This is a genomic window from Streptomyces ovatisporus (assembly GCF_042653885.1).
Classification (GTDB): Bacteria; Actinomycetota; Actinomycetes; order Streptomycetales; family Streptomycetaceae; genus Streptomyces; species Streptomyces ovatisporus.
The window spans coordinates 164,698-187,928 of record NZ_JBHSFH010000002.1 but is presented as its reverse complement, the minus strand read 5'-3'; the positions used below and the strand labels follow the sequence as shown (position 1 = coordinate 187,928).

Annotated in this window: 18 protein-coding genes and 1 pseudogene; 8 read left to right on the top strand and 11 right to left on the bottom strand. The window is 71.0% G+C overall.

Going from position 1 to position 23,231, the window contains the following annotated elements; genetic code table 11:
• Positions 1-16: 16 nt before the first annotated feature.
• The gene (locus ACFPA8_RS01080) at positions 17-1,312 is read left to right on the top strand and encodes an acyl-CoA thioesterase/BAAT N-terminal domain-containing protein (protein WP_386440788.1); all 1,296 of its coding nucleotides are present in this window, start codon (positions 17-19) and stop codon (positions 1,310-1,312) included.
• Between the two features lie 205 nt (positions 1,313-1,517).
• On the opposite strand, the gene rocD is transcribed toward ACFPA8_RS01080, so the two are convergent.
• Complete coding sequence (rocD, locus tag ACFPA8_RS01075) at positions 1,518-2,732, bottom strand: ornithine--oxo-acid transaminase (protein ID WP_386440785.1); 1,215 nt, start codon at positions 2,730-2,732, stop codon at positions 1,518-1,520.
• A gap of 258 nt (positions 2,733-2,990) precedes the next feature.
• Here rocD and trpS point away from each other — a divergent pair, with 258 nt between their 5' ends.
• The 3 genes and pseudogenes from trpS to ACFPA8_RS01060 all read left to right on the top strand — a co-directional run.
• Positions 2,991-4,004: a tryptophan--tRNA ligase gene (gene trpS, locus ACFPA8_RS01070; RefSeq protein WP_386440782.1), complete on the top strand. Its 1,014-nt coding sequence runs from the start codon at positions 2,991-2,993 to the stop codon at positions 4,002-4,004.
• A 128-nt stretch (positions 4,005-4,132) separates the two neighbouring features.
• The gene (locus tag ACFPA8_RS01065) at positions 4,133-4,756 is read left to right on the top strand and encodes a 2'-5' RNA ligase family protein (protein ID WP_386440780.1); all 624 of its coding nucleotides are present in this window, start codon (positions 4,133-4,135) and stop codon (positions 4,754-4,756) included.
• Between the two features lie 126 nt (positions 4,757-4,882).
• A pseudogene (locus ACFPA8_RS01060) lies at positions 4,883-5,881 on the top strand (YihY/virulence factor BrkB family protein); the annotation flags it as partial.
• Here the strand turns inward: ACFPA8_RS01060 and ACFPA8_RS01055 are convergent.
• Complete coding sequence (locus ACFPA8_RS01055; protein ID WP_386441155.1) at positions 5,844-7,250, bottom strand: D-alanyl-D-alanine carboxypeptidase family protein; 1,407 nt, start codon at positions 7,248-7,250, stop codon at positions 5,844-5,846. The pseudogene ACFPA8_RS01060 and the gene ACFPA8_RS01055 sit on opposite strands and share 38 nt — an antisense overlap.
• Positions 7,251-7,388: 138 nt before the next feature.
• Here ACFPA8_RS01055 and ACFPA8_RS01050 point away from each other — a divergent pair, with 138 nt between their 5' ends.
• Both ACFPA8_RS01050 and ACFPA8_RS01045 read left to right on the top strand, forming a co-directional pair.
• Positions 7,389-7,673 (top strand): SCO4848 family membrane protein, encoded by a 285-nt coding sequence (locus ACFPA8_RS01050; protein ID WP_386440777.1) that lies wholly within the window; start codon positions 7,389-7,391, stop codon positions 7,671-7,673.
• A gap of 12 nt (positions 7,674-7,685) precedes the next feature.
• Entirely contained in the window at positions 7,686-9,101 is a 1,416-nt protein-coding gene (locus ACFPA8_RS01045) for a metallophosphoesterase (protein WP_386441152.1), read from the top strand.
• A gap of 90 nt (positions 9,102-9,191) precedes the next feature.
• Here the strand turns inward: ACFPA8_RS01045 and pdxR are convergent, their stop codons facing one another.
• The gene (pdxR, locus tag ACFPA8_RS01040; protein WP_386440775.1) at positions 9,192-10,730 is read right to left on the bottom strand and encodes a MocR-like pyridoxine biosynthesis transcription factor PdxR; all 1,539 of its coding nucleotides are present in this window, start codon (positions 10,728-10,730) and stop codon (positions 9,192-9,194) included.
• A 47-nt stretch (positions 10,731-10,777) separates the two neighbouring features.
• Here pdxR and ACFPA8_RS01035 point away from each other — a divergent pair, with 47 nt between their 5' ends.
• Entirely contained in the window at positions 10,778-11,281 is a 504-nt protein-coding gene (locus ACFPA8_RS01035) for a carboxymuconolactone decarboxylase family protein (RefSeq protein WP_386440772.1), read from the top strand.
• Entirely contained in the window at positions 11,278-12,021 is a 744-nt protein-coding gene (locus ACFPA8_RS01030) for an isocitrate lyase/PEP mutase family protein (protein WP_386440769.1), read from the top strand. Before ACFPA8_RS01035 ends, ACFPA8_RS01030 begins: the two co-directional genes overlap by 4 nt.
• A gap of 182 nt (positions 12,022-12,203) precedes the next feature.
• Here the strand turns inward: ACFPA8_RS01030 and ACFPA8_RS01025 are convergent, their stop codons facing one another.
• The 8 genes from ACFPA8_RS01025 to ACFPA8_RS00990 form a co-directional block, all read right to left on the bottom strand.
• On the bottom strand, positions 12,204-13,163 hold the full coding sequence (locus ACFPA8_RS01025; protein WP_386440766.1) for an ABC transporter substrate-binding protein: 960 nt from the start codon (positions 13,161-13,163) through the stop codon (positions 12,204-12,206).
• A gap of 63 nt (positions 13,164-13,226) precedes the next feature.
• The gene (locus ACFPA8_RS01020) at positions 13,227-15,272 is read right to left on the bottom strand and encodes an ABC transporter permease (RefSeq protein WP_386440763.1); all 2,046 of its coding nucleotides are present in this window, start codon (positions 15,270-15,272) and stop codon (positions 13,227-13,229) included.
• Positions 15,273-15,345: 73 nt separating this feature from the next.
• The gene (locus tag ACFPA8_RS01015) at positions 15,346-16,452 is read right to left on the bottom strand and encodes a quaternary amine ABC transporter ATP-binding protein (RefSeq protein ID WP_386440760.1); all 1,107 of its coding nucleotides are present in this window, start codon (positions 16,450-16,452) and stop codon (positions 15,346-15,348) included.
• Positions 16,452-18,026 (bottom strand): GMC family oxidoreductase, encoded by a 1,575-nt coding sequence (locus ACFPA8_RS01010; protein ID WP_386440757.1) that lies wholly within the window; start codon positions 18,024-18,026, stop codon positions 16,452-16,454. Before ACFPA8_RS01010 ends, ACFPA8_RS01015 begins: the two co-directional genes overlap by 1 nt.
• A gap of 59 nt (positions 18,027-18,085) precedes the next feature.
• Entirely contained in the window at positions 18,086-19,588 is a 1,503-nt protein-coding gene (locus ACFPA8_RS01005; RefSeq protein WP_386440754.1) for an aldehyde dehydrogenase family protein, read from the bottom strand.
• Between the two features lie 606 nt (positions 19,589-20,194).
• Positions 20,195-20,989 carry a hypothetical protein gene (locus ACFPA8_RS01000; RefSeq protein WP_386440751.1) on the bottom strand — a complete coding sequence of 265 codons (795 nt, stop codon included), beginning with the start codon at positions 20,987-20,989 and terminating at the stop codon, positions 20,195-20,197.
• 22 nt (positions 20,990-21,011) lie between these two features.
• Complete coding sequence (locus ACFPA8_RS00995; RefSeq protein ID WP_386440748.1) at positions 21,012-21,461, bottom strand: hypothetical protein; 450 nt, start codon at positions 21,459-21,461, stop codon at positions 21,012-21,014.
• A complete protein-coding gene (locus tag ACFPA8_RS00990) occupies positions 21,458-23,092 on the bottom strand; it encodes a hypothetical protein (protein WP_386440745.1) in 1,635 nt (544 codons plus the stop codon). The genes ACFPA8_RS00995 and ACFPA8_RS00990 overlap by 4 nt, the downstream gene beginning before the upstream one ends.
• Positions 23,093-23,231: the final 139 nt, after the last annotated feature.

Genomic DNA, 23,231 nt, shown 5'->3' with positions numbered 1-23,231 from the left:
GCGTATGGTGCCCGGCGTGGCACCTACAGGGAAAGCACGCGCAGTCCTCGGAGTCCTTCTGCTGGCCTTCGCCGCGGCCTGTTCGGACGGAGCGGGCTCCGACGACGCGCGCAAGCCGGACACCGGCCACGCGGCGATCCACGTCGACCGCCCCGAGGCACTGGCCGACGAGCGCATACGGGTCCGGGTCAGCGGCCTCGGCAGGCACGACCGGGTCACCGTCACCGCCGTCGCGAGGGACCAGCGCGGGCAACCCTGGGGCGCGCAGGGCGACTTCAGGGCGGACGGGAGCGGCGAACTGGACCTCGCCGAAGCGGCACCGGCCGGCGGGCGGCCGTACGCGAAACCGGACAGCATGGGCCTGCTGAAGGCGATGCTGCCGCAGCGCGGACCGGGCGTGAAGATGATCGGCAGCGGCGACGCCTTCTCCTACCACCCGCCTTCCCCGGCCGAGCAGCGCTCGTACGACGTACGGCTGACCGTCACGGAGAACGGCAAGCAGCTCGCGGGCCGCACCGTCGAGCGCCGGTGGCTGACGGAGAAGGTCCGGCACCGCAAGCTCACGGTCGCCGAGGACAGGATCGACGGCGAGATGTACACCCCGCCCGCCGGCGAGCGGCGGCGCCCGCCCGTGCTGGTCTTCGGGGGCAGCGAGGGCGGCAACTCCGGCGAGTACGCCGCGGCGCTGCTCGCCGCACACGGCTACCCGGCACTGTCGCTGTGCTACTTCCGCTGCGGGAAGGGGTCGGGACGGCCCGATGCGATCAACATGATCGAACTCGGCTACTTCACTCACGCCGCACGCGTGCTGGGCCGCGAGCCCGGCGCGGACCCCGGGCGGCTCGCCGTGATGGGCAACTCCCGCGGCAGCGAGATCGCCCAGCTCCTCGCCCAGCGCCGTCCGTCCGTCTTCCGCGACGTCATCGCCTACGCCCCGTCCGCCAAGGTCAACGGCCCCTATCTGGCCGGGCCCTCGGGCCGTGCCGCGTGGGCCGACGACGGACGTCCCGTGCCGGCCGGGCCGATCCCGCTGGACCGGGTACGCGGAACGGTGCTGGCCGTCGCAGGCGGCAACGACAAGATGTGGGGCGCCGCGGACGCGGCCCGGAGCATCGCCGCCCGGCGCAACGCCGACGGACGGCGGCACCAGCAGGCCACGTACCCCGACGCCGGGCACCACGTGAACTGGTTCCCCTACGGACAGCCCGGCCAGGAGGGTGGCGCGAACGGCAGTGTCGTGGCCACCTCGGCCGCGGATCAGGTGGCACGGCAGGACAGTTGGGCACAGGTCCTGAAGCTGCTCGGGCACTGAACCGCCCCGCACTCCGCCCGCACTCCGCCCGGACACCTGCACGGACGGCAGCCGAAGGGCCCGGGGTGCGGCACTCGCACCCCGGGCCCCCGGAGTAATCAACAGAGCGGCAAGGCACCTGAGTTCACCTCTGCCGGGCGAACGGCCTTACCCCGCACGGCAGTCGGGCGGCCCGTCCCCGGACGGCCGGGCCGCTCCCGTCGGTTCAGCTGCCGAGCACGGCCCTGAACTGCTCCAGACCCCAGTCGAGGTCCTGCTCCGACACCACGAGGGGCGGCGCGATGCGGATCGTCGAACCGTGGGTGTCCTTCACCAGGACTCCGCGCTGCATCAGCTTCTCGGACAGCTCCCTGCCGGTGCCGTGCGCAGGGTCGACGTCCACACCCGCCCAGAGGCCGCGCCCCCGCACCTCGCGGACCGCGCCGCCTCCCACGAGCGCACCGAGCTCGCGGTGCAGGTGCTCGCCGAGCTCCTTCGCCCGCTGCTGGTACTCGCCTGTGCGCAGCATCGCGACGACCTCCAGCGCCACCGCGCACGCCAGCGGGTTGCCGCCGAAGGTGGAGCCGTGCTCGCCGGGCCGGTAGACGCCCAGCACCTCCCGCGAGGAGACCACCGCGGAGACGGGGACGACGCCGCCGCCCAGCGCCTTGCCCAGCACGTACATGTCGGGCAGCACGCCTTCGTGCTCGCAGGCGAAGGTCGCGCCGGTACGTCCCAGGCCCGACTGGATCTCGTCGGCGATGAACAGCACGTTCCGCTGCCGTGTGAGCTCGCGTACGCCCGCGAGGTAGCCGGACGGCGGCACGAGCACGCCCGCCTCCCCCTGGATGGGCTCCAGCAGCACCGCGACCGTGTTGTCGCCGTGCTCGTCGATCGCGGCCTCCAGCGCGGCGAGATCGCCGTAGGGGACGATCTCGAAACCCGGGGTGTACGGGCCGAAGTCGGCGCGTGCCTCGGCGTCGGTGGAGAAGGAGACGATCGTCGTCGTACGGCCGTGGAAGTTGTTGTCCGCGACGATGATCTTCGCCTGCCCGTCGGGCACGCCCTTGCTGCGGTAACCCCACTTGCGGGCCGTCTTCACGGCCGTCTCGACGGCCTCGGCCCCGGTGTTCATGGGCAACACCATCTCCATGCCGCAGAGTTCGGCGAGCTGCTCGCAGAAGTCGCCGAAGCGGTCGTGGTAGAACGCGCGGGACGTGAGGGTGACGCGGTCGAGCTGCGCCTTGGCTGCGTTGACGAGCCGCTCGTTGCCGTGCCCGAAGTTGAGCGCCGAGTAGCCGGCGAGCATGTCGAGGTAGCGCCGCCCGTCGGCGTCCGTCATCCAGGCGCCTTCGGCTGAGGCGATCACGACAGGCAGAGGGTGGTAGTTGTGGGCGCTGCGCGCTTCGGCGGCGGCGATCAGCCCTTCCGAGGTGGACATCCGGGGTCTCCGTTCGTCTCGTATGGTCCCGCGGCCGCCCGCCGGTGCTCACGTTTTTCGTGCCGGCGGCGGGTGGGCCTCTTTCTATCGTCCACCCGGCGGCTCACGGAGAAACTTCGCACTCTGAGCAGCCGTTCCGCAGGACGGCCGTACGGGCCCGACGACCGTACGGGAAGGCCCCGGGAGCGGGCGACACGGTGCCGGAGGTCACTGCACAACCGTGCACTCCGGGGCCCGGGGACCTGAGACAATGGGCACATGGCCAATGACCGTCCGCGTGTGCTCTCGGGTATCCAGCCCACATCCGGTTCGTTCCACCTCGGCAACTATCTCGGTGCCGTACGCCAGTGGATCGCACTCCAGGAGAGCCACGACGCGTTCTACATGGTCGTCGACCTTCACGCGCTGACCCTCCCGCAGGACCCCCGGGAGCTGAGGGAGAACACCCGCCTCGCGGCCGCGCAGCTGCTGGCTGCCGGCCTCGACCCGGAGCGCTGCACCCTCTTCGTGCAGAGTCACGTCCCCGAGCACACTCAGCTGAGCTGGCTGATGGAGTGCCTGACGGGCTTCGGCGAGGCGTCCCGCATGACGCAGTTCAAGGACAAGTCGGCGAAGCAGGGTACTGACCGCACATCGGTCGGCCTCTTCACGTATCCGATCCTCCAGGTCGCCGACATCCTCATCTACCAGGCCAACCAGGTGCCGGTGGGCGAGGACCAGCGGCAGCACATCGAGCTGACCCGCAACCTCGCCGAGCGGTTCAACGGCCGCTACGGCGCCACCTTCACCGTCCCCGAGCCGTACATCCTGCGTGAGACGGGCAAGATCTACGACCTCCAGGACCCGGCGGTCAAGATGAGCAAGTCGGCGTCGTCCCCGAAGGGCATCGTCAACCTGCTCGACGAGCCGAAGGCCTCGGCGAAGAAGATCAAGAGCGCCGTGACGGACACCGGCACGGAGATCCGCTACGACCAGGAGGAGAAGCCGGGCATCAGCAACCTGCTGACGATACTGGCCACGCTCACCGACACCGGAATCGCAGAACTGGAGCAAAGGTACGCGGGCAAGGGTTACGGTGCGCTGAAGACGGACCTCGCCGAGATCGTCAGCGACTGGGCCGCTCCCTTCCGGACTCGTACACGGGAGTACCTGGACGACCCGGAGACGCTCGACTCGCTGCTGGCGAAAGGTGCGGAGAAGGCACGGGCCGTGGCTGTGGAGACACTCGCCCAGGCCTACGACAAGGTGGGGCTGCTCCCCTCGAAACACTGACGGCGATCACGGCCTCCGCCCCGGCGGAAGCGCCGGCGCACAGCACCGCAAGTCCGGCCCGGACGGACCGGCAGACCGGCCCGCCGGACCGGCACCGAACGGCAGAGAAGCGCAGAAGGGAGCACAAGGTGGGGACCGTCACGCTCGGCGTATCGATCGCCGTCCCCGAACCGCACGGCAGCCTGCTCCAGCAGCGGCGTGCGAGCTTCGGCGACCCGGCGGCCCACGGCATCCCCACCCACATCACCCTGCTGCCGCCCACGGAGGCCGACCCGGCCCACCGGCCGGAGATCGAGGCGCACCTCGCCCGCGTCGCCGCCGCCGGGCGTCCGTTCGAGCTGCGGCTCTCGGGCACGGACACCTTCCGCCCGCTCTCCCCCGTCGTCTTCGTACAGCTGGTGGAGGGCGCGTCGGCATGCTCCTGGCTCCAGGAGCGGGTGCGGGCGCCCGAAGGGCCGGTCGCGCGGGAGCTGGCGTTCCCCTACCACCCGCACGTCACCGTCGCGCACGGCATCTCCGAGGAATCGATGGACCGGGCCCAGGACGAGCTCGCGGAGTTCGAGGCGTCGTGGACCGCCACCGGGTTCGCGCTCTACGAACAGGGTGCCGACCTGGTCTGGCGGCTCCAGCGGAAGTTCACCTTCGGCGACAGTGACGACTCCTCCGCGGCGTTCTCCGCGGTGCCGCGGCAGGTCGCGCAGCCGCTTCCCGCGTGCGACGACGAAGCGGACTCGTTCGCCCCGCTCTCCTGACGGCCTCCCTGTCCCCCGGACTCCTCCGGGGTTTCCCTTGGCTCTCCGGGGCTTTCCCTGGACACAGGCGGTTTCCACGTCCGCCCGTCTCCGGATGAGAGTGCGCGCAGGGGGTAACCGCTGAGCGTGGATTGGCTCAAGAAGCTGCCGCTCATCGGGCCCGTGGCGACGTGGTTCCTCGGGACCCGGCTGTGGCGCGTCTACCGGCACCTCGACGAGCGCAAGTGGGACCGGCTCGCCGCGTCCGTCACCTTCACGAGCTTCATCTCGCTGTTCCCGATGCTCGCCGTGTTCGCCGCCGTCGGAGCCTCGCTGCTGTCGCCGGAGCGTATGCGTGACGTGCAGCACACCATCAGCCGTCAGGTGCCGGGCATCTCCAGGCAGCTGGACCTCCAGTCCCTCGCCGACAACGCGGGCACGATCGGGCTCATCGCGGGTCTGCTGCTGCTCGTCACCGGCGTCAACTGGGTCGGGACGCTGCGCGAGAGCCTGCGCGCGGTGTGGGACCTGGAGGAGGACCCGGGGAACCCCGTCCTGCTGAAGCTGAAGGACCTCGGCGCGCTGCTCGGACTGGGGGTGGTCGGTCTCGTCTCGCTGGGCGGATCCGCGTTCGCCGTGAGCGCGGTCAGCTGGGTCGCCGGTCAGCTCGGCCTCCGCGAGGGCGGCGTCGGCACCGTACTGCTCAGCGCGGCCGGATACGGGGCGGCCGTCGCCGCCGACTTCGCGCTGCTGTGGTACGTGCTGACGGTGCTGCCGGGCGTCCGTCCGCCGCGTCGCGCGACGGTGCTCGCCTGCGCGATGGGCGCCGTGGGCTTCGAACTGCTGAAGCTGCTGCTGGGCGGCTACCTGCAGTCGGTCGCCACCAAGAGCGTCTACGGGGCGTTCGGTACGCCCATCGCGCTGCTGTTGTGGATCAGCTTCATGACCAAGCTCATGCTCTTCTGCGCCTCCTGGACGGCGACGGAACGCACCCTGAAGCCGATCGAGCAGATCGACGCGCTCGGCGACGGAGCCCCCGAACCGGTGGAATCGGAACGTGCCGCTCCCGGACCCGGGAGCGGCACGGACGACGAGGCCGAGGGGCCGGTCAGTCGGACTTCCGAGCGGTCAGACGGTCCTCCTCCGGGTCCTCCCCGCGAGCGGGCTCCGGGTCCCCGGACCCGTCCGCTCCGGGACCGGAGGGGGAAGCGGAAGCGGCGGACGCCTCGGACTCCGTCCCCTGCCCGAACGGAAGACGGCGCAGGCGCGTCAGATCCGGCATCGGCCAACGGCGGTGAACCGCGTAGGCCAGACCCGCCACCAGGACGAGACACGCGCCGGTGACGCCGACGGCGATGCCGACGCCGCCCGAGTCCTCCCCGCCGTTGCTGCCGTCCGAGAGGCCACCGGACTGTGCACCGGACTTGTTCTTGTCCGCGTCGTCGCCCGACTTGCCGGAGGCGCCCGCCGTGGCCGGAGCGACGAGTTCGCCGACGGGCTCCACCTTGTCCGCGGCCTCGAAGCCCCAGTCCAGGAGCTTGGCCGTCTCCTTGTAGACCTCCAGGCCGCCCTGCTCGTCGTCCGGATGCATGCAGGTCACGAGCAGCACGCGGTCGCCGCGCTGGGCGACCCCCGTGAAGGTCGCCCCCGCCTTCGACGTCGAGCCGTTCTTCACACCGGCGATGCCCGGGTACGGGTCGAGCCCGAAGTCACCGGTCAGCAGCCGGTTGGTGTTCTGGATCTCGTACGTCTCACGCTTCTTCCCCTTCTTCTTCTCACCGGGGAACTGGGCGCGGGCCGTGGCCGCGTACTCGCGGAAGTCGGACTTCTGCATGCCGGACCTGGCGAACAGCGTCAGGTCGTACGCCGAGGAGACCTGGCCCTTCTTGTCGTAGCCGTCGGGACTGACGACGTTCGTGTCGCCGGCCCGCAGCTTCTCCGCCTGCCGGTTCATCTCCCGGACGGTCTTGTCCTTGCCGCCGTTCATCGCGGAGAGCACGTGCACCGCGTCGTTCCCGGAGCGCAGGAAGACGCCCCGCCACAGGTCCTCGACGGCGTACGTCTGACCCTCCTTCACACCGACCAGGCTGCTGCCCTCGCCCATGCCCTCCAGGTCGGAGCGTTCGACCTTGTGCTCGGCGCTCTTGGGGAACTTGGGGAGCAGCGTGTCCGCGAAGAGCATCTTCAGAGTGCTGGCCGGAGGGAGCTTCCAGTGCGGATTGCGGGCGGCGAGCACCTTGCCGGACTCGGCGTCGGAGACGATCCAGGACCGCGCGGTGATGCCCCCGGGGAGCTTCGCCGGCTTCTCGCCCCGCTTGGCCCGCATGTGCGTCCCCGGAGATCCGAGCCGTTCGCCGCCCACCTCGGACATCTTTGCGGGCGGCTTGGGGTCCTTGTCCTCGTCCGTGTCCGTACGGGCGCCGAACGGCCCCGCGGCGGGTGATGCGGCATGAGCGGTGCCGGCGAGCAGAGCGGGCACCACAAGCGCGATGGACAAGGCAACGGCGGCGGGCATACGGAAGGCCCGTGGCGAGGAAGTCGGCACAGAGCGAAAGTACATGGCCGTCGCACCCGCGTGGACGCGAGTCCCCGCGAGAGCCGCCGTATGGCCCCTCTCCACCATCTCTTCAGCCCGATAGCCATACTTGACCCCATGCCTCAGTCCTCCGGGACGCGGTCCTCGCGCCCGCTCACCCTCAGCCGTTCCGTGTCCTGGTTCCTGCTCGCCTTCGGAGTCTGGTCCTGGTTCATCTGGATCACCTTCGTGAAGAACCTGTGGAAGGACGGCAGCGGACTCGCGTTCGACGGCGCCGGCGAGCCGACAGGTTACTTCTGGGTTCATCTGCTGCTCGCCGTCGTGTCCTTCGTGCTGGGAACGGCGATCGGCGTCATCGGTCTCCGGGGGCTGCGCGCTCTCCGGCGCTCATCCGGAGAGTAGGGGTTGGTGACCGTGCCTGTTGTCTTCGTACTGGTCCTGCTGACGGTGTTCTGCCTGCTGGGGGTGGCCCACTGGTATCTGTGGCGACGCCTCGTGCGGGACGTCTCGGCGCCCGGCAGCCGCTGGCGGCGCGCGGGCACGGCGCTCGCCTTCGCACTGCCGGCGCTGACCGTCCTCAACTTCACCCTCGGACGGAGCGATGTGCCCTTCGTCCTGCAGCAGGTGCTCGCGTGGCCCGGCTTCATGTGGGTGGCACTGCTGCTGTACCTGCTGCTGGCGCTCCTGGCGGGTGAGTTCGTACGTCCGCTGCTGCGCCGGTTCCTGGAGCGCCGGGCCGACGGGGCGGGCGCGCAGGACGACGCGGTGGCGGCGTCGCAGCCGGCTGCGGAGCGGACGGCTTCCGGCCCCGGGACGGACCCTGACGCCGGGACCGGCGCCCGGACCGGGACCGCGACCGTGGTGGACACGGGCGGCGGCGTCGCCTGTGCCACCGCCACCGGGAAGAAGGCCGCCGGGAGCGGGGACGGGCAGGGCCCCGAGGGCCCCCGGGGAGACAGCCCGCCCGTCGGCGTCGACCGTACGGACCGTGGGGACCCCGCGGCCCTTTCCAGACGCCTCTTCGTCGCCCGTACCGTCGCCGCGGGTGCCACGGTCGCCGCGGCGGGGACCGTCGGAGCGGGCGCGTACAGCCTGTTCAACGGTCCCACCCTCAAGCGGATCACCGTGCCGCTCGCCAAGTTGCCGCGCGCCGCCCACGGTTACCGGATCGCGGTCGTGAGCGACATCCACATCGGTGCGGTGCTGGGGCGCGCCCACACGCAGCGCATCGTGGACACGATCAACAGCGCGCAGCCCGACATGATCGCGATCGTCGGCGACCTGGTGGACGGCGACGTCGAGGACCTCGCGCCCGCCGCGGAGCCGCTGCGACGGCTCCGCGCACGCGACGGCTCGTTCTTCGTCACCGGCAACCACGAGTACTTCGGCGACGCCGGGGAGTGGATCGACCACGTCCGCGAACTGGGCGTCCACCCGCTGGAGAACGCCCGTCGCGAGATGCCCGGCTTCGACCTCGCGGGCGTCAACGACGTACGGGGCGAAGAGTCGGGTGAGGGCCCGGACTTCGACAAGGCGCTCGGCGACCGCGACACCTCCCGCGCCTCGGTGCTCCTCGCCCACCAGCCCGTCCAGGTCCACGACGCCGTCGACCACGGAGTGGACCTCCAGCTGTCCGGGCATTCGCACGGCGGGCAGATGTGGCCGGGGCAGTATCTCGCGGCGCTCGCCAACCCCACCGTCGCCGGACTGGAACGCTACGGCGACACGCAGCTGTACGTCACTCGCGGTGCGGGTGCCTGGGGTCCGCCTGTCCGCGTCGGCGCCGACTCGGACGTGACGATCGTGCAGTTGGCCTCCAGGAAAGCCTGACGCCGGTTCCGTCCGCGCGGCCGCCCCGGCTCCCAGGCGCCCCGGCTCCGCGGCACTGCGTCCACCGGCTGCGTCCGCCGGGGCTGCGCGTCACCGGTCACGGTCGCCGCGGCTGCGGTGCGGACGCTGCACCCGCCGTGCGCCCGTCGTCTCCTCCAGAACCCGGCAGAGGGCGTCCAGGGCCCCGGTATAGGCGTGTTCGGAGGGAGCACCGTAGCCGACGATCACGGCGGGGCGGGCCGGACGCCCCTCCGAACACGCCCCGGGGTGCCGGAAGCGGGAGAGCAGGTCCAGCCCGACCCCGCGACGGGCGGCAGCGGCAAGCACCGTGGACTCCTCCACTCCGTCCGGGAGCCGGAGGACCGCGTGCAGACCCGCCGCGATGCCGGTGAGCCGCACGCCGGGGGCCCGTGCCCCGACCGCGGCCACGAGGCGGTCGCGTCTCAGCCGGTAGCGCTGGCGCATCGCCCGTACGTGCTTGTCGTACGCGCCGCGCTCCAGGAAGTCGGCGAGGGTGAGCTGGTCCGTGATGCCGACGGTCCACTCGGCCGCGGTCGTGGCCGCTGTCACCGCTTCGAGGAGATGACGCGGCAGCACCATCCAGGCGATCCGCAGCGCCGGTGACAGCGACTTGCTGGACGTGCCGAGATACACCACGCGTTCGGGATCGAGGCTCTGCAGCGCGCCGACAGGCCTCCGGTCGTAGCGGAACTCGCCGTCGTAGTCGTCCTCCAGCACGAGCCCGCCCGTGCCCCGCGCCCAGTCGACGACCGCGGCACGGCGGTCCGGATGCAGCGGCACGCCCGTCGGGTACTGGTGGGCGGGAGTGAGCAGCACCGCGCGTACGGACGGAAGCCGGGTCAGCCCGGGTGTGCACGCGCCGTCGGCGTCCACGGGGAGCGGCCGGGTACGCACTCCGCCCGCGGTGAGCAGATCGCGGTGGAGCCAGAGCCCGTACTCCTCGACAGCCGTCTCCCGGGGCAGCACCCGGGCGAGCAGGGCGAGGCCCTGGGCGACACCCCCGCAGACGACGATCCGTTCCGGGTCGGCGCGTACGCCGCGGACGCGGGCCAGGTAACCGGCCAGCGCCCGGCGCAGCTCCGGCCTGCCGCGCGGGTCGCCGAAGCCGAATGCCTCGGCGGGAGCCCCGGCCAGGGCACGACGGGCGGAGGTGAGCCAGGCCTGGCGGGGGAAGGAGGACGCGTCGGGCTTCCCCGTGCCCAGGTCGTGGTCCACGCGGTCCACGGCGCGCGGGCCCCCGGCGCCGCCCGGGGGCGGGACGGTGATCCGCGGACCCGCCCGGACCGGCTCCGAGCGCTGTGCCACGTGAGTGCCGGAGCCCTGGCGGGCGGTGAGCCAGCCCTCGGCCACGAGTTCGGCGTAGCCGGACGCGACGGTGTTGCGTGCGAGGCCGAGGTCGGCGGCGAGAGTACGGGAGGGAGGCAGCCGGGTTCCCGGGGCGAGCCGGCCCGAGCAGATCGCGTCCCGGAGGGCACGGGTGAGGGCGGCACGGCGTGTGCCCGTTCCGGACAGATCGAGGTGGAGGTCGGCACCTGTGCCGGACGTGCCTGCGTCACGGCCGGCTTCGCCGGCGTGCTCCCGTTCCGGATTGGCCCACGGATCTGCCATGGAAATGGACCCTATACCTGGACCAATGGCGTCATAGGCTCGGCGCCATGACGACGACACACACGCATGCGGACGTGGCAGGGCCCCAGCCGCGGATGGAACTCTTCCGGGTCGCGCCCGACGTCTACCAGGGCATGGCCGCGTTCCAGGCAGCGGCGGCGGACGGCCTGGACCCGGTCGTGGCGGAGCTGGTCAAGATCCGCGCCTCGCAGCTCAACAGGTGTGCGTTCTGCCTGGACATGCACCTGACCGAGGCCCGCGGGAAGGGCGAGAAGCAGCTGCGGCTGGATCTCCTCGCCGCCTGGGAGGAGACCCCCGGGCTCTACTCGGAGCGGGAACGGGCCGCGCTCGCGCTGACCGAGGCGATGACCGAGCTGACGGACGGGTTCGTACCCGACGAGGTGTACGCACGCGCAGCACAGCACTTCGGGGAGGCCGAACTGGCCCGTCTCGTCGCACAGATCGTGGCGATCAACGCCTGGAACCGCTTCCAGGTCACCACTCGTGCCGTCCCCGCGGGGCTGGCCGCGGCCGGCGCGGGTGCGCGATGAGCACGGCGGCGGATCCGGGCGACGGCGTGTCGAGACTGCGCGCGCTGCACCGGGGACGCGACGCCGGCGACCCGCTCGTGCTGCCCGGACCGTGGGACGCGGCCAGCGCGCAGATCTTCGCCGAAGCCGGTTTCGAGGCGCTGGCCACACCGAGCCACGGCGTCGCGGCATCCCTCGGCCATGCCGACGGGGAGACACCGGCCGACGAGATGTTCGCCGCGGTGGCCAGGATCGTACGGGCCGTCGAGGTACCGGTGACGGCGGACATCGAGCGCGGCTACGGGCTGCCGCCCGGCCGTATCGTCGAACGGCTCCTGGAGGCCGGGGCCGCCGGCTGCAATCTGGAGGACTCCGAGGGCGGCGAGATGGCCGCCCCGGAGAGGCAGGCGGAATTTCTCTCCGCGGTGGTCACCGCTGCTCGCGGCCGGCTGCTCGTGAACGCCCGCATCGACAGTTACCTGCGGGATGTGCCGGACCCGCTGGCCGATGCGCTCGCGCGGGCCCGGCTGTACGCGGAGGCGGGTGCGGAGTGCGTGTATCCGATCGGCGCGCCCCTGGCCGACATCCGCGTGCTGGCGCGGGAGCTGGAGACGCCCGTCAACGCCCTGGCCACCGTGGACGGGCCCGCGCCCCGCGAACTGGGCGCCGCGGGAGCCCGGCGGATCACCTTCGGCGGCGGGCTCATGGTGCGCGCGAGTGCGGCCGTACGGGACATGGCACGCGAGCTGCGCGGCACCTGAACGCCTGATTCCGCGCGCGGTGCGACTCTCCGCCACGGCTGTGCCGGGGGGCGTTTACGGAGGGGCCCCGGCGGACAAGCGTCCTTGTGGTACTGCGAGTACAGACCCGGCGGGGCCGGGACACCGGATGAGGTGTCCCGGCCCCGTCGGTTCGAAGCGTGGGTTCCGGCAGCACGCCGTGGTTACTTCTTCGGCAGCCACTTCTCCCAGGTGGACTTGTTGGCCTTGATCCACTTCTCGGCCGCGTCCTCCGGCTTCATCTTCTTGCCGGCGATGTCACCCGCGACCTGGTTCTGGTCCTTGGTGGTCCACTTGAAGTTCTTGATGAACTTCGCGGCGTCGCTGTTGCTGTCGGCGAAGTCCTTGTTCAGGAACTTCTCGAGCTGGTTGGTCTCGTAGCCGCACTTCGCCTCGGACTCGGGCGTCTCACAGCCCGGAGTGTGCTTGGGCAGCTTGACCTCGACCATGTCGATCTGGTTGTTCATCCACTGCGGCTCCCACCAGTAGGTGAGGAAGGGCTTCTTCGCCTTGTAGAGCCGCTGGATCTCCTTCAGCTGCGCCGCCTCGGCACCGCTCGGGATGTGCTTGAAGTCGAGGTCGAAGTTCTTGATGAGGCCCTTGTCGTGCTGCGAGTACGACGGTGCCGCACCGATGAAGTGACCCTTGTCGCCGCTCTCGGAGGTCCGGAAGTCCTTGGCGTACTTGTTGAGCTTCTTGTAGTCGGTGACGTCCGGGTGCTTGTCGGCGTAGTACTTCGGCACGAACCAGCCGATGTGGCCGACGACACCGAGGTCGCCGCCGGAGACGACCGTCTTCTTCTCCTCGACGTACTTCTTCTGCTTCTTCGGGACGCCGTGCCAGTCCTCGAGGATGGCGTCGGCCTTGCCGCTGTCGAGCGCGTCGAAGGCGACGGGCTCGTCCATCTGCTTGGCCTCGACCTTGACGTCGAGCTCGTCCTCCATGAGCTTCTTGACGACTGCGGCGTTGGCCTGGGCGCCGACCCACGAAGGTTCAGCCAGGACGACCTTGTCGTCCTTGCCGCCTCCGCTGCTGGTCTCGGCCGCCCCGCACGCGGAGAGGGAGAGTACGCCGAGGACGCCGATACCGGCGATGACGGAGTTGCGTATCTGTTTGCTGTTCATTTCCGGGTCCTGTCTTCTCTTCTCGGGAGGGGAACTCGCTTGGGGGGTGACTGGGGGGGGGTTCTACTCACGGGGACGTGCGCCCGCGGGCTGGGTGAGCCGGTCGAGCATGATGCCGAGGCAGACGATGGCGATGCCGGCGGGCAGCCCCTGGGAGAGGTCGCCCTTGGACAGGCCCTGCACGACGTCGTAGCCCAGCGCGCCGCCGCCGATGAGACCGGCGATGACGACCATCGAGAGCACCAGCACGACGCCCTGGTTGACGCCGACCAGCAGCGACTTGCGCGCCAGCGGCAGCTGGACCTGGAGCAGTTGCTGCTTGCCCGTGGCGCCCAGGGAGAGTGACGCCTCCATCGCCGAGGGGTCGACGTAGCGCAGCCCCTGGGCGGTGATGCGGATGACGGCGGGAGCCGCGTAGATCACGGCGGCGATGATGCCCGCGCTGCGGCTCAGGCCGACGAGCGCGATCACCGGGATCAGGTACACGAACTGCGGCATCGTCTGCATGGTGTCGAGCACGGGACGCAGCATCCGGTCGACGCGTTCGACACGGGCCGCGAGGATGCCGAAGACGAGGCCGACCGTCACGGTGAGCAGCAGGCCGCCGAGCACCTGCGACAGCGTGTCCATCGACACCTCCCACAGACCCATCACACCGACGAGGACGAGGCACACGACCCCCGTCAGCGCTGCCCGCCAGGTACCGACCACCCAGCCGACGACGGCCACCAGCAGCGCCAGCGCCCACCAGGGAGTGGCCAGCAGCCCGGAGCGCAGCGGGTTGAGCATGTACTCCGTGAAGCCCTGCGCCCACGTCACCGTGCCGCCCAGCAGCGGGACGCCGGAACCCAGGTGGTCGGTGAACCAGCCGACGCCGCTGTCCAGTTGCCGCGTGATGTCGACGGTCCACGCCTCCGGCCACTCGCTCTCGCTGATCGCGGAGCCGACGGCCGCGAAGAGGCCGAGCAGGACGAGGACGAGCCCCCACACGGCCGCGCGCACCCGCTTCATCAGCCGGGTGGTGCCCGCTGTGGCGACGGCGTCGAGCCGCTCCCCGGCGGCGGAGGTCGTGCGGTCCAGCAGGACCGCGATCAGTACGACGGCGGTGCCCGCCGTCAGGGCGGTGCCGATGTCGAGGCTGCCGAGCGCCTGGTAGATCTCGTCGCCCAGGCCCTCCGAGCCGATGAGGGAGGCGAGGACCACCATCGACAGACACATCATGATCGCCTGGTTGAGGCCCAGCATCATCTGCCTGCGTGCCAGCGGCACCCGTGCGGTCCGCAGCCGCTGCCAGGGGGTCGACCCCAGCGAGGTGGACGCCTCCAGCGCGGCCGGGTCGGCGCTCCGCAGGCCCAGCGAGGTGAGCCTGGCCATCGGCGGGGCGGCGTAGATGACGGTCGCGATCAGCGCGGACGGCACGCCGATGCCGAACATCAGCAGCAGCGGCAGCAGATAGGCGAACGCCGGCATGACCTGCATGGTGTCGAAGACCGGGCGGAGGATCTTCTCGAAGCGGTCGGAGAGGCCCGCCGCGAGTCCGAGCAGCAGCCCGAGCACCGCCGAGGCGAAGACGGCCGCCGTCATCAGGGCGAGCGTCTCCATGGTGGCTTCCCACATCTCCAGCACACCGCAGACGATGAAGACGCCCAGCGCGGTACCGCCCGTACGCAGCGCGCGCCGGGAGAGGTCGGCGCCGCCGGCGGCCCAGGCGATCAGTGTGCCGATGAGGGTGACGCCGACCCAGCCCATCGATTCGAGCAGGCCGGTGATGGCGTCCACCGAGGACTCGGCGGAGTTGCTGATGTGCAGCAGGAAGTAGAGGAAGACCGGCGACGTCTCGCGGTTGTCGACGAGCCAGTTGTCCAGGTCGTTCAGCGGTGTCCTGACGTCGACCGTCCAGCCGTCCGGCCAGGCGCCGGAACCGGTGACCGCCGCACTGACGACGACGACCAGAACGGTGAACAGCAGCAGCAGCGCCTTGGGGCTGCCGGCCAGACGCTGCAGGAGACCCGGCCCGTCGTGCTGGGCGGCGTCCGGGGCCGTCCGCTGCGGGGCGGCGGCGTCGGGAGCGCGCTGCTCGCCCTTGTCGGGAATCGTGGGCGTGCTCATATCAGCCTCCCCGTCCCGTGGCCGGAGGAGCGGCGCTGCCCGTGGAGGGCGGGCGGCGCGACGAGGTGCGTGTTCATACGGCCGCGACCTCCTTGTCCTTGTCTGCCTCGCCCTCGCCCTCCTGGTCGATACCGGCGACGACCTTGAGCAGGCGGGCGTGGTCGACGACGCCGATGGTGCGTCCGCCCTCCACGACCCGGCAGCTCTCGCCGCTGCGGGCGACGGCCTCGATCGCGTCGGAGACCAGCGTGTCCGGGGCGAGGGCGGGGCCGCTGCCCGCGGCCTCGGCCTTGTCGGCGGGACGCATGGCGCGGCGGACGGAGATGACCTGGTCGCGCGGGACGTCGCGGACGAAGTCGCGGACGTAGTCGTCGGCGGGTTTGGCGACGATCTCCTCGGGGGTGCCGAGCTGCACGATCTCACCGGCCCGCATCAGTGCGATGCGGTCGCCGAGGCGCAGCGCCTCGGACAGGTCGTGCGTGATGAAGATCATCGTCCGGCCCTCGGCGCGGTGCAGGCGGATGACCTCTTCCTGCATGTCGCGCCGGATCAGGGGGTCGAGGGCGCTGAACGGCTCGTCGAAGAGGAGCACTTCGGGGTCGACGGCCAGGGCGCGGGCGAGTCCGACGCGCTGCTGCTGGCCGCCGGAGAGCTGTCCGGGGCGCCGGTCGCCGAGGCCCTGCAACCCGACCTTCTCGACCATCTCGGCGGCCCTGGCGCGGCGTTCACGCTTGCCGATGCCCTGGATCTCCAGGCCGTAGGCGACGTTGTCGGTGACCGAACGGTGCGGCAGCAGGCCGAAGTTCTGGAAGACCATGGCGGCGCGGTGGCGGCGCAGTGCGCGCAGCCGTGTCTTGTCCATGCCGAGGACGTCCTCACCGTCGATCTCCAGTTGCCCGGAGGTCGGTTCGATGAGGCGGGTCAGACACCGTACGAGGGTGGACTTGCCGGAGCCCGACAGGCCCATCACGACGAAGACCTCGCCCTTGCGCACGTCGAAGGAGACGTCGCGGACGGCTGCGGTGCAGCCGGTCCGCTCGGTCAGTTCGGCACCGGAGAGGCCGGTGAGCTCCTTGTTCTCGGGGACGCGGTTCGCCTTGCCCTTGGGGCCGAAGACCTTCCACAGATTGCGTACGGAGAACACCGGGTTGACCGGGGCGGACTCGCGGGTCTCGGACATCACGCAACACCTCCCGGTGCCGTAGTCGTAGGGGACCGATCGTCGGATCGGATGAGGTCGGCCGCCTTCTCACCGGTCATCAGCACGCCGATCATGGGGTTGACGGCGGGCATCGTCGGGAAGACGGAGGCGTCCGCGATCCGGATGCCGTCCAGGCCGCGGATCTTCAACTGGGGGTCGACGACGGCGAGTTCGTCGTCGGGGGCTCCCATCCGGCAGGTGCCCGCCGGGTGGTAGACGGTGTGCGCCACCTTGCGCGCGTACTCGCTGATCTCCTCGTCGGAGGTGACCCCGGGGCCGGGGCAGACCTCCCGCTTGAGCCACTTCGCGAACGGCTCGGCCCGGGCGACCTCACGGGCGGCCTTGATGCCGTCGACGAGTGTGCGGCCGTCGTAGTCGTCCTCGTCGGTGAAGTAGCGGAAGTCCAGGGCCGGTTTGACGTCCGGGTCGGCGGACGTCAGGTAAAGACGGCCGCGGCTGCGGGGCTTGGGGATGTTCGGCGTCAACGACACGCCGTGCGGGGGCCGTTCGTAGCCGAGCCGCTCGGGGTTGTCCGTGAAGGGGATCTGGTAGAAGTGGAACATCAGGTCCGGCCCGCCGGCCTGCGCCTCCCGGCGCAGGAAGAGACCGGCGTCCGAGTCCATGGCGGAGTTGTCGGGGATGGGACCGTCGGTCTCCCACACGATGACCGACTCGGGATGGTCGAGCAGGTTCTCCCCCACACCCGGCAGATCGTGCGTCACCTCGATGCCCAGCGCCTCCAGGTCCGCCCTCGGGCCTATGCCCGAGTGCATGAGCAGCCGCGGCGTGTCGACGGCGCCCGCGCAGAGCAGCACTTCGCGTTCGGCGGATATCAGCCGTTCCGCGCCGTCCTTGCCCCGGACGTGCACGCCGGTGGCCCTGCCGCCCGCCAGCTCCAGCCGGTACGCCCAGGTCTCCAGGAGGATGTGGAGGCCGGGCCGGTCACCGGCCTCCATGTGCGGGTGGAGGTAGGCGACGGAGGCTGACGAGCGCTTGTTCGTCTCCGGATGGTAGGAGAGATCGAAGAAGCCGACGCCCTCGTGGAAGGGCTCCTTGTTGAAACCGTCGATCTCGGGGACGCCCAGAGCGTCCTTCGCCGCGGCGATGAAGTCCCGCGCGATGGCGTTACGGTCCTGCTCGCCGACCGGCACGACGTTGTTCCGGAGCTTCGCGAAGTAGGGGTCCATGGCGGACGCGCCCCACCCCTCGGCTCCGGCCGTCTCCCACTCGTCCCAGTCGGAGGGCAGCGGCTTGAAGGAGATCAGCGTGTTGTGCGACGAGCAGCCGCCGAGCACCTTCGCGCGGCTGTGGCGGATGTGGGAGTTGCCGCGGGGCTGCTCGGTGGTGGGGTAGTCGTAGTCGAGTTCACCGCCGAGCAGTCCCAGCCAGCGGCGCAGGGTGAGCACTTCGGGCCGGTCGATGTCGGACGGTCCGCCCTCGACGAGGGCGACGGTGACGTCCGGGTCCTCGGTGAGCCGTGAGGCGATCACCGACCCGGCCGTACCGCCACCGACGATGACGTAGTCGTAGCTGGTCCTCTCGTGCCTGGACATTGCCGTCTTGTGCTCCTTGGGGTCACGCGTTCGTACGGGGCGGGATGCGGGGTGCTCCGTCAGCCGGAGAACCAGCGGACAGGTGTGGGACGCAGGTTCTCGTACACGTGCTTCGTCTCGCGGTACTCGGCCAGTCCGTGCGGGCCCAGCTCCCGGCCCACGCCGGACTTGCCGAATCCACCCCACTCGGCCTGCGGCAGATAGGGGTGGAAGTCGTTGATCCACACGGTGCCGTGCCTGAGGCGTCCCGCCACGCGGCGGGCCCGTGCGGTGTCCGAGGAGAAGACTCCGCCCGCGAGACCGTATTCGGTGTCGTTGGCCAGAGCCACGGCTTCGTCCTCGGTGCGGAAGGTCTCCACGGTCAGCAGCGGCCCGAAGGTCTCCTCCCGGACCACCTTCATGCCGCGGTGGCAGCCGTCGAGCACCGTCGGGGAGTAGAACCAGCCCCCGGCGGGGCGCACGTCGGACGGTTCGGGGCGCCGGCCGCCGCAGCGCAGCTCGGCCCCCTCCTCCAGGGCGGACGCGACGTACGCCTCGGTCTTCGCGAGCTGCTGCGCGGACACCAGCGGCCCGCACTCGACGCCCTTCTCGGTGCCGCGCCCCAGCCGGATCCGCTCGGCGCGGGCGGCGAGTTCCACGACGAAACGTTCGCGCACCGACTCCTCGATGATGAGCCGGGCACCCGCGGAGCAGACCTGGCCGCTGTGGATGAAGGCGGCGTTCAGGGCCTGGTCGACGGCGGTGTCGAAGCCCTCCTCGGCGGCACAGGCGTCGGCGAAGACGACGTTGGGGTTCTTGCCGCCGAGCTCGAGAGCCACCTTCTTCACGCCGGGCGCCGCGGCCTGTGCGACCTTCGTCCCGGAGGCGAGACCGCCGGTGAAGGAGATCAGATCCACGTCGGGGTGCTCGGCGAGGCGGGCCCCGACGGGATCGCCGGCGCCCGTCACGAGATTCGCCGCACCCGCGGGCAGCCCCGCCTCGACGAGCAGTCTCACCAGATGGACGGTGGTGAGCGGGGTGATCTCACTGGGTTTGATCACGAACGTGTTGCCCGCGGCAAGCGCCGGGGCGATCTTCCAGCTGGCCTGCAGCAGCGGATAGTTCCAGGGCGTGATCATCGCGCAGACCCCGACGGGCTCGTGCACGACGACGCTGTGCACGTCGGGGTCGCCCGCATCCACGACCCGGCCGCCGGACTCGCCCGCGACGAGGTCGGCGAAGTAGCGGAAGGCCGCGGTGACGTCGTCGACGTCGATCCGGCCCTCTTCGAGCGTCTTACCCGCGTCCTGGGACTCGGTCAGGCCGATCTCCTCCCGGTCCCGCTGCAGCAGGTCCGCGACGCGACGCAGCAGGGCCGCCCGCTCGGCGACGGGTGTACGGGGCCACTCACCCTCGTCGAAGGCGGCACGGGCGGCGGCGACCGCCGCGTCGGTGTCCTCCGCTCCGCCCTCGGCCACAACGGCGAGCGTGGTGGCGTCGGCGGGATCCAGGACCTCTCGCGTCCCGCCGCCGGCGGCGGCCCGCCACTCACCGTCGATATGAATGCTCTCGATTTCGGACACCCTCTGAACTGCCTTCCGAGCTTTGACAACGCTGTGTGCCACGAGGAGCGCACCTCGTGATCCCCACGGAACCGCGGCCATGCGCTGGGCACATGGCAAGAGCGAACCCTGCCCCGTCTCCGCGCTTACATGTCCGTGAAGGGATAACAAGTGGGCTTCCTCACTGGCCGAAGTGCGCCGGACACTGATGAAGCGCCTGATCAGATCCCCTTATGGGGGTTTGTACGTATTTTCAGGTCCCGGATTGACCAGTTCTGTTGGCATTACGGCACGGGTGTATCCGGTGACTCTCCGTGAAAGCCCGGACTCGGTCCGGCGAACTGCCGCAAAGCGGATCATCGGCGGCACCGCGGTGCCGTCCCCGGTGCCGGAAGTTGCGGTTGCAGACGCCGTTCCGCCCGGCAGCGGGGAGGAGCGACGGTGACGGCCGTCACGCCGGCCCGCAGGATCGCGCCGGCCGGCCGGGGTCCGAGCCCGGCCGACCCGTCCGGGCACCCGCGGCAGCGGACGCCGCCCTTCCCGGGAGCACCGGCGCGGGCCGGGCCCCGGAGAACGGGGACCTCACCCGGGAGGACTGCGCCCGTGCGGGCCGCCCGCGTCACTCGGTCACGGCGCGTCGGTTTCTCCGTCCCCGCACTGGGCGCCGGAGGGGCAGAAGAAGTCCAGCGCGGTCTCCAGCATCTCCTTCTCGTCGTCCTCGTCGCCGTCCTCTTCCGGACCGTAGGCGACGATCGCGTACAGCTCGCCGTCCTCGGCCTCGAAGCGGTGGTCGATGACGTGCCGGGTGCCGCCGTGCTCTTCCGAGTCGTAGGTGTACTCGAGCCGGGCGGCGGCACCTGCCTCCCCGCCGTCGAGGTGGTCGAGGCCCTTGCGGTCGTAGCCCTCGTTCTTCTCGGCGTTCTTCTCCGCAAGTTCCAGCGAGGCGTCCGGGTCGGCGTCCTCGACCCCGAAGATCTGAAGCTGGCGGGCGCCTCCGAGCGCCTCGTAGAAGACGGTCTCCGAGCCGTCCTCCCTGCTCTCCGTCCGGCGTTCCCAGCCCTCGGGGACGGCGATGGTGAACCCCTCGGAGTCCTCGGTCACCTCGTACCCGGAGGGCGGGGTCGACGACGCGGAAGGGGACGGCTCGTCCTCCGCCTCCGTCGGCACCTGCGCCGGCGGGGACGAGGCAGGCGGCTCCGAGATCACGGGCCCGGGCTGCGCGCCGTCGTAGACCGGGGTCCGCGGCTCGTCCTTCCAGCCCAGCGCCCACGTGCCGAACGCGAGCCCGCAGACGGCCAGCACCGCGAACACACCCTTCAGGGCCTGCCGTTGCTTACGCGCGGACTCGGTCTGCCGCTGCGAGCGCAGCGCGTCCGCCTCATCGTCCACCCACCGCTGGTGCTCCGCGTCGAAGCGGATCATCCCGGCTCACCCCTCACGTTTCTCACCCCAGCACTCCCGCGGCCGCCTGCACGACCGTCACCGCCGAAGCCAGCGCGCCGACCGCGGTCGAGCCGGACTCCAGCCGCTCCCGCAGGCGCGCCAGGCGTCCGCGGTCGGCCCGGCCCGTACGGGTGATCTCCCCCTCGATCTCGTCCAGTTCACCGTCGACTTCACGGGTCTCGTCGGTCGCGGCGAGCACCTCCATGTGCGTACGGAGGGTGCGTACGGCATCCAGCAGGACACGCGTCGCCTCGTCCGTCTGCGGAGGAGGGGCGCTGTAGGTGTACGAAGTCGCCCGGCCGTACCGGCCCGTGGCGATCGCCCCTCCCGACATGCTCCCGATGTGGACGGCCCCGCCGCCGGCTTCCGCGGCCCCGTCCCCGTCGTCCCCGTTCTGCGCGCCGGCGCCGGGTTCCTCCGGACTGCCGGGCTGCGCGCTGCCGGACGTCATGTGAAGCTCCCCTCCACGTGCTCGGCATGGCCGTGCTCGCCGGTGGCGACCGCTCCGCCGCTCATCCCCTGGATGAAGACGCCACCGTCGCGCACGTTCACGATCTGCTGCTCGAAGCGGTCCGTGCGGTAGCCGTGCTGCTCCAGCGCGTCCCGCACCCCGCTGGCGATGCGGTCCTGGACCGTCTTGATGTAGCGGCTCACGTCCATCTCCTGGAAGAGCGACAGCTCGGACGTGCTCGCCAGCTCCCGGATGGAGACGAGCGGCGCGTCGGGAGCGGCGTGCTCCGGCGAGGAGAGCCAGACACGGCAGACCGAGAACAGCGCCCGCAGCGCGGAGATGCCGGCGGCGGCGGTCAAAGCGGGCGCCGTGAGGATCGCGAGGACACCTTCGCGCAGCAGCCCCTCCGCCTGACGCTCGACCACGGCGTCCACCTCACGGAAGCTCTCGGCGACCGGCCCGAGCACGTGCGGAACGACCTCCAGTACGAGCATCCCGCCCTGGGTGTGCACCCGGACGAGCAGCGAGACGACCACCTGCTCCTCCCAGGCACCCACGCGGACGCGGATGAAGTGGCGGCGTGCCTCGCCGCCTTCCTCGACGGCCTCGCCCAGATGCCCTTGCACGCTCTCCGGGCTGTAGACGCCGCTGTCGCGGCGCACGCCGGAGGGCATGTAGACGAACTCCTCGATCTCCAGATCGCGCAGCCGGTCCCTGCTGGTGCGGGCGGCCGCCTCACGGAGCGCGACCAGCCGCGGCATGATCATGCCGAGCACGTGACGGTTGGAGAGGTGCGTCTCGCCCTGGGCCGGCACGCCGTGCTCGAACTCCTTCTTGCGGCGCAGCTCCAGCGCGAACGACCACGGCTTGTACGGCACGCCCGCCCCGACGAAGGGACGGTTCGCGTCGTACAGCGCGGCCTGGGCGTGCTGTTCGCGGTCGATGGCCTCGCCGACCAGGTGATAGCGCTGCGTCAGGGGGAGGTCGGGCTGCACGGCCGTGGGGAACTTCTCGCGGCTGAGCTGCTCACGCAGGACTGTCGTCACTCTGACCCGGTGCCACCACACCACAGCCGCCAGCAGCAGCGGGAAGATCACCGGGTACGGGTTCTCCGCGACGCCCGTCGCGGCGGTGATCCAGTACACGGCGACGAGCAGCCGGGCGGCGAGCGTGACGACGCCGCCCAGCTTCCGCCGCACCCCGGAGCGTGTCCACCAGCGCGGCGCCCGGGACTGCATGTACACCAGCGTCTCGCGCCCGGAGACGGCCCGCCCCGCCCAGAGGGCGAGAACGACCGCGGCGTAGAACAGCACCCATGCCGTGGGCTGTTCGGAGAGGGACGCGCCCGGACCGAGGTCGGTGAACAGCATCAGCGAGAGCAGCTCGCCGAAGGGGAGGTCGGCGTTGCCGCCGAACCTGTCGTCGATGGCGTCCCACGTCATGAGGACGGAGACGAGGAAGTAGGCGAGCCACACTCCCGCCATGGCCAGTGCCGTGCGCACTTCCTGCTGACGGGCTCTCAGGGCATGGGCGAGGACGGGGCGCAGATTCACACCGAGTGACGGCGGCACCGGACGCTCCGCATGACCGACCAGCTCGTCGATGACGCGCTGCCGGAACGCGGAGTTCAACCGCGCGCCCGCACACAGCAGTCGTGTCGCCTCACTGTGAGCGGGTGTGTGCGCTGGGTAACTCAAGACAGTCCCCCGATTTCCCCTAAGGTCTGGTCCAGGGAGGCCACGAAGATACCCGAGGAAGCAGGCCGCGGGC